Below are 11,257 nucleotides of genomic sequence, written 5' to 3'. Positions count from 1 at the left end.
CGTCGTGTAAGTCACACCGGAAAGTGTGTTTCGAGGGCTGAAATGGCGGGAAACAAGCGTGGTTCCGCTACGGATGAGGTGAGTTGACGCCGGCCGGGCGCACGAACGGCGCGGGCCTGTGCCTGATCACACGTGTCCGTCAGCGCGGACCGCCGTGGATCTTGTGGCTCCGGGTCGAACTTTACGTCAACTTGGCACGGATGACAGTCCCGGAAGGGTGACGATAATCCTGCAGCCACGGTCGGATTCGGCCACACCGATCCGGCCGCCGTGCAGATCCACCGCCCAGCGGGCGATCGCCAGGCCGAGGCCCGTACCGCCGTCGCTGCCGGGTCCGTGCGGCGAGCTCACCGCTCCCCGGTTGAACCGCTCGAAGATGTGCGCCCACTCCGCCTTCGGGATGCCGGGCCCCTCGTCCAGGACCTCCAGCTCCAGCGACTGGGGCAGCGAGCCGCGCCGCGCCTTGACCGTCACCCGGCCGTGCGCGGGACTGTGCTTGACCGCGTTGTCGATCAGGTTGGCGACGACCTGGTGGATGCGCTCCGGGTCCGCGAGCGCGGTCAGCTCCGGCGGGGACACGTCCAGGTGCAGATGGACGTCCGTCCGCGTGTGACTCCCCGAGCCCGACGCGATGCCCCCGCGCGCGGAGGCGACCATGTTGGCCTCCTTGAGCACGCCCGAGAGATACGGCCACACCTCGAAGCGGCGGGTCTTCAGCGGTACGACGCCGTTGTCCAGGCGGGAGAGGTCCAGCAGCGTCTCGACGAGGCGCCCGAGACGCTCGGTCTGCTTCAGCGCCGTGCGCATGGTCTCCGGATCGGCGGCCGAGACGCCGTCGACGACGTTCTCCAGTACGGCGCGCAGGCCCGCGATGGGGGTGCGCAGCTCGTGCGAGACGTTCGCGACGAGTTCCTTGCGCTGGCGCTCCTGGGCCTCCAACTCGTCGGCCATGACGTTGATCGTCTCGGCCAGGTCGCCCAGTTCGTCACGGCGGTTCTCGCGCACCCGGCGCGTGTAGTCGCCGCGCGAGATGGACCGGGCCACCGTGTTCATCTCGTCCAGCGGCGCGGTGAGCGAATGGGCCACGAACTGCGTTATCAGCAGTGTGGCGATCATCGAGAAGACCGTGATGAAGCGCAGCTCCGTCGCCGTGCGCATGGCGATCATCATCAGCCCGGTGGTGATGAGCACCGAGATGACGACGAGCGCGCCCAGCTTGGTCTTGATCGAGAACGGGCGTACGCCGCCCCAGGGTTCCCCGGGGCTCCTCCGTGACGTCGGCCCTTCGTTCATGGCGTGGGTGTCTCCAGTGCGTAGCCGACGCCGTGGACCGTGCGGATCCGCTCGGCGCCGATCTTCCGGCGCAGCGCCTTGATGTGGCTGTCGACGGTACGGGTCCCGGAGGCGTCCGCCCAGTCCCACACCTCCGCGAGCAGCTGCTCGCGCGAGAGCACGGCACGCGGGGTGTTCGCCAGACAGACCAGCAGGTCGAACTCGGTGGGCGTGAGGTGCACGTCCTCGCTGCGCACCCGTACCCGGCGCTGTGCGTGGTCGATCTCCAGCTCGCCGAGCCGCAGGATGCCCGAGCGCGGGGTGGACGCGGCCACCACGGCACGCTCCATGCGGCGCAGCAGGACATGGACCCGCGCCGCCAGCTCCCGCATCGAGAACGGCTTGGTCATGTAGTCGTCGGCGCCGACCCCGAGTCCGACCAGCATGTCGGTCTCGTCGTCGCGCGCGGTGAGCATCAGCACCGGCACCGGGCGGGCGGCCTGCACACGGCGGCAGACCTCCAGCCCGTCGAAGCCGGGCAGCATGATGTCGAGGATCAGCAGATCGGGCTGCCAGGCCTCGGCGGTGTCGACGGCCGACGGCCCGTCGCCCGCGGTTTGCACGAGAAATCCCTCGGCGCGCAGACGTGCCGCGATGGCGTCGACGATCGTCGGGTCGTCCTCGACCACCAGCACCCGGCGCTGTGCGCCCGGTGTGGCCGTGGCCGTACCGTTGTGGGAGGTATGTGTCTGCTCCATCGCCCGCCCCTGAAGTGTGCTTTCCGGAACCAGTGGGGTGATCCCATGACTGCGCTTGACGCTTGAATGATCTGCGTCAGGCAAGCAGGGTACGGGCAGCGGCAACTCCTTTGCTATCCAGGTCGGACGGCGAGGTGCACGACGTCGGGAACTCCTCGGGCAACGGGGATCTCTTCGGTACGCACCTGTTGGAACCCGGCATTCCATAAGGTTCGCTCAAATTCCGGAGAGGGCTGCGCAGACCATACGGCGAGCACCCCGCCAGGCCTCAACACCCTTGCGCAGCTTGCCAGTCCGGCCTGCGAGTAGAGGTTGTCGTTGCTGTCGGTGACGGTCCAGTCGGGGCCGTTGTCGATGTCGAGGCAGAGCGCGTCGAAAGTGGCGCAAGTCTCATTGACGAATGCGACCAGGTCCGTTTTCAGAATGTCGGTCCGCGGGTCGGCGAGAGCGGCCGCGGAGAGGGCCGACAACGGCCCGGAGCGGTGCCATTCGACGATCGCGGGCTCCCGCTCCACGACCGTGATCCGCCCCCACCGGGGATCGGCCGCGGCGTGCGCCAGCGAGAACCCCACGCCCAACCCGCCGATCAGCACGGCCGGTTCGGGGCGCCCGTCGAGCGCGTCGTACGCGGCGTCGACCAGCAGTCGCTCCGAGCGGCCGTCCGAGGTGTCCATCAGGAAGCAGCCGTTGGCGATGATCTGCAGCAACTCCCCGTGCCGGCGCAGCACCACCTCGCCGTAGGGGCCCTCGCGACGGTCCAGGACAACGGGAGTGTCGTACGCGGTGGTCATGCGATCCATCCTGGCAGTTTCACCGGAAAGGGCAGCCGAATTAACCCCGGGTGGACCCGTCCGGGTGCAAGCTACCCGCGGACGCGTGAGAAAGCTCTGGGGTTGCTGTGAATCGGCTCTCGCGTGGCGTCGGTCATAGACAGCGGCACGTCGGACGGCGAAGGGTGGGGTGAAACGGAAGGGGCGCCTCAGAGTGGAACGGACCGCGACGGCCGACACAAAGGCCTCCGCCACGCCCCCGGGCGCGCCCTCGGCCGATGATTCCGGGCCGGATTCGGCTCTGGACCCCGGCCTGCTGGACGCGATGCCGAGACAGCGGGAAGTCGCGGTGACGGAAGGGGAGTTGGTCCTCGCGCTCCCCGGCCCGGCGGCCGTGTCCGTGTCGGCGTCCACCCCTGCTCTTCCCCGGGAGTCGCGACTCCTGGTGGCGCTCCGCCGCCTCCACCCCTGGCGGCTGCTGCCCACGCCCACCGGGACGCCGTTCACCTTCGGCTACGCGCTGCTGCTCCTCGTCACCTCCCTCGTGGCGCAGTACGCCGATCCGACCCTCGTGAACGAACTGCACCAGGCCTCCAGCACCGATGTGGCCCACCTCGTGCGCGACCCGTTCCTCGTGCTGATCTCCAGTGCGCTGTGGATCGTCGGCGGGATGATGTCGCCGTACGCGTTCCTCTTCCTGCTCGTACTGACCGCGCTGGAACGGCGGATCGGCGGGGTGCGGGCCGCCGGGGTGTTCCTGTCCGGGCACATCCTGGCCACGCTCGCGACCGAAGGGACCGTGGGAATCGCCGTGTTGGCGGGCCATCTGCCCAACAGCTCGCTGCACCGCCTCGACTACGGCATCAGCTTCGGCGTCGCGACGAGCATAGGAGCGCTGGCCGGTCTGCTGCGGCCGTGGCTGGGCCTGCCGCTGATCGGCCTGTTCGGCTGGTCGCTGGTCGAGGACCTGATCGAGTTCACCGACCCCATGACGAACTGGGGCCATCTGATCTCGCTCACGATAGGCGTCGCGACCTGGCCCTTGATACGGCGCTGGCAGCGGGCCGCGCGGGCCGAGCGGGTGGTGGCTCGGGTGACTCGGGTCGAGGCGGCTCCGGTTGAGGTGGCTTCGGTTGAGGCGGCTCGGGTCTAACTGCCCGCCCGCCTGGCCGCGTTCAGTCCCTTAGCCAGCGCCGGGATGCCAAGTCGCGCCTCCTGCGCGGCGGTTGCCTCGTGCAGTTTGTTGGTGAGCTGGTAGGGATCGGCGCGCAGGTCGTAGTACTCACGGAAGAGCACCTTGCCGTCGCCGTCCGTCGGCAGGCCGTTCTTGTCGAGGCGCGTGCGGTAGTACTCCGTGTACTGCTCGGACCTGCCGATGTACGTCGCCCAGGTGTGGATCGGCTCCTTGTCCTGCCGGTTCCACCACCACTCGGCGAGCAGATGGTCCCGGTCGCCGGTGCCGAGCAGCGAGTGGCCGTCGTGCGGGGTGTCCGGGGTGATTCCGGCCGCGTCCAGGAGGGTGGGCGCGATGTCGACGTGACCGGTGAGACGGTCGTCAGAGGTGCCCTTGTCGAGACCCCGGGCCGGCCAGGACAGCTGGAACGGCACCTCCAGACTCGGCCGGTACGGCACCGACTTGCGCAGCCAGCCGTGGTCGCCCCAGCACAGCCCGTGATCGCTGGTGTACAGCACGAGCGTGTTCTCCAGCTGGCCGAGCGCCCGCAGCTTGTCGCGGAAGTCGCGCATCGCGTCGTCCACGGACAGCAGGGTGCGCAACTGCCGGGCGCGCAAGGCCTGTCCGGCGGCCAGACCGTGCTTCGCCTTGCGCAGGAACGCGGGTTTGTCGGCCTTGTCGGTCTCGAAGACGGACGGCCGCCCCGTCCACTCCGGGACGCGGGTGTCGGCGTACTTCTTCTCCGGAATGTTGAACTCGTGGGCGCTGCGCGTGGCGACGTAGGCGAACCAGGGCCGCCGGTCCGTCCTCGACCCCTCCAGGAAGGCGAGGGCGCGGTCCTTGATGACGGTGGTGTTGTAACCGGGGATGTTCCGGACGGTTCCGCCGTCGTTGTAATGCCCGTTGTAGTACGCCACCGGTTCCTGGAGGAGCCACTCGTCGAAGTGGGGCGGGTTGTCGCCGGTGTGCCAGTAGTTCAGGTACTTGCCGAACAGGCCTGTGCGGTAACCCGAGTTGTGCAACTGCCGCTGCACGGTGGTGTGTTGGTCCAGGTGGTACGGGTGCCGGGTGTCCAGGACGCCGTGGTTGTGGGCGTACCTGCCCGACATGATCGAGGCACGGGAGGGCGCGCACAGCGGGGTGTTGGCGTGCGCCCGCTCGAAGGTGACGCCTTGGTCACCGAGCCAGTCGACGGTCTGCGGGGTCGCCCAGTCGGTGTCCTTGGGCTGGTCGTCCGTGACGACGACGAGGATGTTGGGCCGGTTGTCGCCCCGGGCGCGGGAGTGCGAAGTGGGGGAGGGAGAAGGGGAGTTGAGGTCACGGGCGGGCGTGGCGGGTCGGGCCGCGGGCGTGTGCTTTTCGCCCTTCGCCGCGTGGAGGGCGACGGGGATCGCCGCGGCGGTGGCGATCACGGCGGCGCCGGCCACGACGGCGCGCCTGCGCGGCCCGCGCTGCGGCTGACCCTCACCCACTGGGTCGCTCATTTCATCCCCCCGTGTCCCCGTACGGACCGACCGCTGGCTGTGAATCTGCTTGCATTTTGCGGCAGTTGGCTGTGAATGCCGTTGCGGGGGTGTAGCGATGACATGGCGAGCGGATCGCTGTCTTGGACGGGGGAGGTCCGGGTGACGCATACGAATGCGGTACGGCGGATAGAGCGGGCGATCGATGCAACTGGCTTGGTGGTGGCGGGAGTTGCCGGGGACCAGTGGACGCACCCCACCCCGTGCGCGGAGTGGGACGCCGGCACTCTCCTGAACCACACGGTGGGCGGCATGCGCATCTTCGCCGCCGAACTGAACGGCACCGATCCGGGTGCCGAGCACGAGTCCGACTGGCTGGGCGCCGACCCCAAGGGTGCGTACACCGAGGCGGCGGAGGTGGACAGCGCGGCCTGGAACCGCCCGGGCGCCCTCGGCACCACCGTCCACATCTCGCTGGGCGCGCTGCCCGGCCCGATGGCCGCGCTGATCCACTTCACGGAGGTCTGCGTCCACGGCGTGGACCTGGCGGTCGCGACGGGCCAACAGGCTTTGGTGGACGAGGAGTTGTGCGGGGAGCTGCTGTCGGTGATGCGGGGGATGGGCGGCTTCGACGCGTACCGGATGCCGGGCGTCTTCGGCCCGGAGGTGCAGCCCGCGCCGGGGGCGGCTCCGCACGGGCGGCTGTTGGCCTACTTGGGGCGCACGGTCTCCTGATCCGGCTGATCCGGCTGATCCGGCTGATCGGTTTGATCCGGTCGGTCCGGTGACCACACGTACGGCGTGGTCGTCGTGACCGCCCGGAATCCCAGCCTGCAGAGGATCGGTGCGCTGTCGTCCGAGGCGTCCACGTGCAGGTACGGGACTCCGCGGGCGGTGGCGAGAGCGGCTCGGGTGGCTACGAGGGCGCGGTAGATGCCTTTGCCTCGCCACTCGGTGACCGTCGAGCCGCCCCACAGGCTGGCGAACTCCGTCCCCGGCCGGAAGACCAGCCAGGCTGCGGACACCACCTCGCCGCCGGCCTCGGCGACGTAGATCGCGATCTCGTCCGGCGCGGAGGCGACGCGGCCGGTCAGGTCGTCGGCGAGCCAGCTCCAGTCCTGCCCCCAGACGGCCGACTCCATGGCCGCGATCCGGTGCATGTCGGCGTCGTCGACAACGCGGCGCACCGTGACTCCGTCCGGCAGCACGGGCTCACGTACGGCCATCTCCTCGGGCCGCCCGATCAGCACCGTCTCCTGGTCCTCGGGCACGAAGCCCGCCGCGCGCAGCCGGTCGATGAGGTCGGCGGGTTCGTCATGGGCGCGCGTCTTCCACTCCATGCCCTCCCCGCGCGCCGCGAAGAAGTCCCTTTGGCGGCCGATCAGCTTGTCCAGTTCCGGCCCGCGTATCCCCAGGTCACGCGGTCCGCTCACGAACCCCCGGAACTGTCCGACGATCCGCAACAGCGGCCCGTCCTTCTCGTACGTCACCCCGGCGGGAGGGGTGGGAGGGGCGCCGCGCATCTGGTCGTCGTAGGCGGCGAGGAGGGCCTGTGTCTCGGTCTCTGTCACGGGGAGAGGGTCCTGGAGGCGCCCGGCCGCAGCAACCGGTTTTGGCGGGAAGCCAGGGCGCCGATTCCGCGTTCACCTGGGGCGAGGCAGTCGTGGAGCAGCCGATCGCTCACGGCGAACAAGCGGTGGGGAACAATCGAAGGCGCCCAAGCATTGAGTCGGCATAGCTCAACTTGACTGCCTAAGGGGAGATCATGGCTTCGACGTCCACACCGCTCACCCTGCCCGTGCTGCCGCTCGACGACGAGGTCGTGCTGCCCGGAATGGTGGTTCCGCTGGACCTGAACGACACGGATGTACGCGCCGCCGTGGAGGCCGCACAGGCCGCCGCGCGGTCCGAGCCCGGAAAGCCCAAGGTCCTGCTGGTGCCACGGATCGACGGGACCTACGCCAGCACCGGCGTGCTCGGCACCATCGAGCAGGTCGGCCGGCTGGCCGACGGAGACCCGGGTGCGCTGATCCGCGGCCGTAGCCGCGTGAAGATCGGGGCCGGGACCACCGGTCCTGGTGCCGCGCTCTGGGTCGAGGGCACCGCGCTCGACGAGAGCCTGCCCGAACCGTTGCCCGGCTCGGTCACCGAGCTCGTGAAGGAGTACAAGGCGTTGGCCACCGCGTGGCTGCGCAAGCGGGGGGCCTGGCAGGTCGTCGACCGCGTGCAGGCCATTGACGATGTGTCCACGCTCGCCGACAACTCCGGTTACTCACCTTTCCTGACCACCGACCAGAAGATCGAGCTGCTGGAGACCGCCGACCCGGTGGCCCGGCTGAAGCTCGCCACCCAGCACCTGCGCGACCACCTCGCCGAGCAGGATGTCGCCGAGACCATCGCCAAGGACGTGCAGGAAGGCGTCGACAAGCAGCAGCGCGAGTTCCTGCTGCGCCGCCAGCTCGAAGCCGTCCGCAAGGAACTGCGCGAGCTGAACGGCGATTCGAGCGACGGTGAGGAGTCCGACGACTACCGCGCCCGCGTCGAGGCCGCCGATCTCCCCGAGAAGGTCCGTGAGGCCGCGCTCAAGGAGGTCGAGAAGCTGGAGCGGTCCTCCGACCAGTCGCCCGAGGGGTCGTGGATTCGGACCTGGCTGGACACCGTTCTTGAACTTCCGTGGAATGAAAGGACTCAGGACGAGTACGACATCCAGGGCGCCAAGGCGATCCTCGATGCCGAGCACGCCGGCCTGAACGACGTGAAGGAGCGCATCACCGAGTACCTGGCCGTGCGCAAACGGCGCGCGGAGCGGGGGCTGGGAGTCGTCGGCGGTCGGCGCGGCGGTGCCGTGCTCGCCCTCGTCGGTCCGCCCGGTGTCGGCAAGACCTCGCTCGGTGAGTCCGTCGCGCACGCGATGGGGCGGAAGTTCGTCCGGGTCGCGCTGGGCGGTGTGCGGGACGAGGCCGAGATCCGCGGTCACCGGCGTACATACGTCGGCGCGCTGCCCGGTCGTATCGTCCGCGCCATCAAGGAGGCCGGGTCCATGAACCCGGTGGTCCTGCTCGACGAAATCGACAAGGTGGGGTCCGACTACCGGGGTGACCCGGCCGCCGCGCTCCTCGAAGTGCTCGACCCCGCGCAGAACCACACCTTCCGGGACCACTACCTGGAGGTCGAACTCGACCTGAGCGACGTGGTGTTCCTGGCGACGGCCAACGTGCTCGAAGCCATCCCGGAGGCGCTGCTCGACCGTATGGAACTGGTCCGGCTGGACGGTTACACCGAGGACGAGAAGGTCGTCATCGCCCGTGACCACCTGCTCCCGCGCCAGCTGGAGCGGGCGGGGCTCAAGGACGACGAGGTCGTCATCGACGAGAGCGCGCTGCGCAAGCTCGCCGGTGAGTACACCCGTGAGGCCGGTGTCCGCACCCTGGAGCGGTCGATCGCCCGGCTGCTGCGCAAGATCGCCGCGCAGCACGAGCTGGGCGAGCGGGAGCTGCCGTTCACCGTCAAGGACGCCGACCTGCGCGGCCTGATCGGCCGGCCGCACCACGTGCCCGAGTCCGCCCAGGACCCGGCGGAGCGCCGTACGGCGGTCCCCGGTGTCGCCACCGGGCTCGCGGTCACCGGCGCGGGCGGTGACGTCCTCTACGTCGAGGCGTCGCTCGCCGACCCGGAGACGGGCGCGGCGGGGCTGACCCTGACCGGTCAGCTCGGTGACGTGATGAAGGAGAGCGCGCAGATCGCCCTGTCGTTCCTGCGCTCACACGGAGCCGAACTGGAGCTGCCCGTCGCCGACTTGAAGGACCGGGGCGTGCACATCCACTTCCCGGCGGGTTCGGTGCCGAAGGACGGCCCGAGCGCGGGTGTCACCATGACGACCGCTCTCGCGTCGCTGCTCAGCGGTCGGCTGGTCCGCACGGACGTGGCCATGACCGGTGAGGTCTCCCTGACCGGCCGGGTCCTCCCGATCGGCGGGGTGAAGCAGAAGCTGCTCGCCGCGCACCAGGCGGGGGTCACCACGGTGATCATCCCGAAGCGCAACGAGCCCGACCTGGACGACGTTCCGGCCGAGGTCCTGGACAAGCTCGACGTCCACGCGGTGACGGACGTCCGCCAGGTCCTGGAGCTGGCGCTGTCGCCGGCGACGAACGGCGCGACGCCGGAGGTTCCGGTGGCGGCGTGACGGACGCGACCGGATGAATGGGCGAAGGCCCGGGTCCCTTCAAGGGGGGCCCGGGCCTTCGTCGTTCACCCCTGTTCACCCATTGGCGAGCGCCACCACCCGGTCCAGCGCCCCGTTGAACACGTCGTGGTCCCCGACCGTCGGTCCGGACGACGTGTACTGCCACATCGTGTAGTACGACCACCCCGCCGGCAGCGTCCCCGCGTCCGAGGCGTACCGGGCGATCCAGAGGGGGTTGGCGGAGGCGAAACCGGCGTAGTTGCCGGTGCAGGAGGTCCACCAGCTCGTCGCCGTGTAGATCACGGCGTCACGGCCGGTGCGGGACTTGTACGTGGAGAGGAAGTCCGCGATCCAACTGACCATCGCCGCCGTCGATTTGCCGTAGCAGGACGCGCCGTACGGGTTCCACTCGATGTCGAGGACGCCGGGGAGGGTCTTGCCGTCCTTGGACCAGCCGCCGCCGTGGTCGACGAAGTAGTTGGCCTGGGTGGCGCCGGTCGTCGTGTCCGGGGTCGCGAAGTGGTAGGCGCCGCGGATCATGCCGACGTTGTAGGAGCCGTTGTACTGCTGGGCGAAGTAGGGGTTCGTGTAGTACGTCCCCTCGGTCGCCTTGGTGTAGGCCCACTTGACCCCGCTGCTCCACAGGGTCGACCAGGCGACGTCGCCCTGGTAGCCGCTGACGTCGACGCCCTCTGTCTGGGTGGCCTCGGCGCCGGCGGGCGTGACTGCCTGGCCGTCGTGGGCCAGGACGCCGATGCCCATGTGGGCGGAACCGCGGGCGGGGACGGTGGTGGCGGTGGCCGGGAGGGAGAGCCCTGCCAGCAGGGTGCCGGAGAGGGCGAGGGTGAGGGCGAGGTGCCGTGGGCGGAGTGAGCCGGGTCTGTGCACGGGCATGGCGTGCCTCCGAGGGCGCGGTGGCGGGAGGTGCTGGGGAGAAGTGCCGTGTGTGGCGTGGGCATGCCAGCTTTCGCCTGGTGGAGAAGCTACGCACCGAGAACACCGGGTGGGAAGGGGGTCCGGACGCTGCCGTTGGTCTAGCCCTGCGAAATACTGGCGGAGCTGCGGCGATGACGGTGTTTGGCGGAAACTTTCACGAGCGGGAAAGCGGACCAATGGGTGCTGATGTGCACAAGGGCGAGGGCAGAAGCGACGACGGGCTTCCTGTGGACGCCGGCGGGCTCGCCGCGGGCGTCGGCGGGGTTCCGGACCAGGAATACCTTTCCCTGGAACGCGAGTTGACGTTTCTCTTGCGTCGGGCCCGGGCCAACCAGGGCGAGATGGCCCGTGAGGTCCACCCCGACCTGGAGTCGGCCGCGTACGGTCTGCTGGTCCGGCTGGAGGAGTACGGCCGGCAGCGGGCCACCGAGCTGGCCGCCTACATCGGCGTCGGCAAGGCCACCATGTCCCGTCAGCTGCGCGCCCTGGAGGAGCTGGGCCTGATCGCCCGCGAGCCCGACCCGGCGGACGGCCGTGCCTGGCTGGTCGACCTCACCGACGAGGGCCGCCGCCGGGTCACGCATGTCCGCGAGGCCCGGCGGGCCCGCTATGTCACCCAGCTCTCCCACTGGGACCGCCGGGAGGTCGCCGAACTCGCCCGGCTCCTGCACCAGTTGAACGGCGTCATGGAGAAGTGAGCG

At 69.7% G+C, this 11,257-nt stretch carries 10 protein-coding genes; 4 read left to right on the top strand and 6 right to left on the bottom strand.

Translation table 11 applies throughout. The annotated features are described in order from the left end of the window. Positions 1-186 precede the first annotated feature (186 nt). The 3 genes from OO70_RS22465 to OO70_RS22455 form a co-directional block, all read right to left on the bottom strand. Positions 187-1,293: a sensor histidine kinase gene (locus tag OO70_RS22465; RefSeq protein WP_043674341.1), complete on the bottom strand. Its 1,107-nt coding sequence runs from the start codon at positions 1,291-1,293 to the stop codon at positions 187-189. Next, on the bottom strand, positions 1,290-2,030 hold the full coding sequence (locus OO70_RS22460) for a response regulator transcription factor (protein ID WP_043674338.1): 741 nt from the start codon (positions 2,028-2,030) through the stop codon (positions 1,290-1,292). The genes OO70_RS22465 and OO70_RS22460 overlap by 4 nt, the downstream gene beginning before the upstream one ends. A 113-nt stretch (positions 2,031-2,143) precedes the next feature. After that, positions 2,144-2,821 (bottom strand): spermine/spermidine synthase domain-containing protein, encoded by a 678-nt coding sequence (locus tag OO70_RS22455; RefSeq protein WP_043674335.1) that lies wholly within the window; start codon positions 2,819-2,821, stop codon positions 2,144-2,146. Between the two features lie 193 nt (positions 2,822-3,014). On the opposite strand from OO70_RS22455, the gene OO70_RS22450 reads away from it, so the two are divergent. Further along, positions 3,015-3,953, top strand: coding sequence for a rhomboid-like protein (locus OO70_RS22450; protein WP_043674332.1), 939 nt, complete (start codon positions 3,015-3,017; stop codon positions 3,951-3,953). On the opposite strand, the gene OO70_RS22445 is transcribed toward OO70_RS22450, so the two are convergent. Continuing rightward, positions 3,950-5,458: a sulfatase family protein gene (locus tag OO70_RS22445; protein ID WP_051741502.1), complete on the bottom strand. Its 1,509-nt coding sequence runs from the start codon at positions 5,456-5,458 to the stop codon at positions 3,950-3,952. The two genes, OO70_RS22450 and OO70_RS22445, sit on opposite strands and share 4 nt — an antisense overlap. Before the next feature lie 141 nt (positions 5,459-5,599). Here OO70_RS22445 and OO70_RS22440 point away from each other — a divergent pair, with 141 nt between their 5' ends. Beyond that, positions 5,600-6,172: a TIGR03086 family metal-binding protein gene (locus OO70_RS22440; protein WP_043674894.1), complete on the top strand. Its 573-nt coding sequence runs from the start codon at positions 5,600-5,602 to the stop codon at positions 6,170-6,172. On the opposite strand, the gene OO70_RS22435 is transcribed toward OO70_RS22440, so the two are convergent. Next, a complete protein-coding gene (locus OO70_RS22435; protein WP_051741529.1) occupies positions 6,148-6,960 on the bottom strand; it encodes a GNAT family N-acetyltransferase in 813 nt (270 codons plus the stop codon). The genes OO70_RS22440 and OO70_RS22435 overlap by 25 nt on opposite strands. 242 nt (positions 6,961-7,202) lie before the next feature. Between OO70_RS22435 and lon the strand changes: the two genes are divergently transcribed. Then, positions 7,203-9,620 carry an endopeptidase La gene (lon, locus tag OO70_RS22430; protein WP_043674326.1) on the top strand — a complete coding sequence of 806 codons (2,418 nt, stop codon included), beginning with the start codon at positions 7,203-7,205 and terminating at the stop codon, positions 9,618-9,620. A 75-nt stretch (positions 9,621-9,695) separates the two neighbouring features. Here lon and OO70_RS22425 read toward each other — a convergent pair whose 3' ends face one another. After that, the gene (locus OO70_RS22425) at positions 9,696-10,514 is read right to left on the bottom strand and encodes a lysozyme (protein ID WP_043674321.1); all 819 of its coding nucleotides are present in this window, start codon (positions 10,512-10,514) and stop codon (positions 9,696-9,698) included. Positions 10,515-10,732: 218 nt separating this feature from the next. Here OO70_RS22425 and OO70_RS22420 point away from each other — a divergent pair, with 218 nt between their 5' ends. After that, positions 10,733-11,254, top strand: coding sequence for a MarR family winged helix-turn-helix transcriptional regulator (locus OO70_RS22420; protein ID WP_043674317.1), 522 nt, complete (start codon positions 10,733-10,735; stop codon positions 11,252-11,254). The last annotated feature ends 3 nt before the right edge of the window (positions 11,255-11,257 follow it).

This window comes from Streptomyces xylophagus (assembly GCF_000716435.1).
GTDB classification, from domain to species: Bacteria; Actinomycetota; Actinomycetes; order Streptomycetales; family Streptomycetaceae; genus Streptomyces; species Streptomyces xylophagus.
The sequence above is the reverse complement of the archived record's forward strand: the minus strand, read 5'-3'. Positions and strand labels throughout refer to the sequence as shown.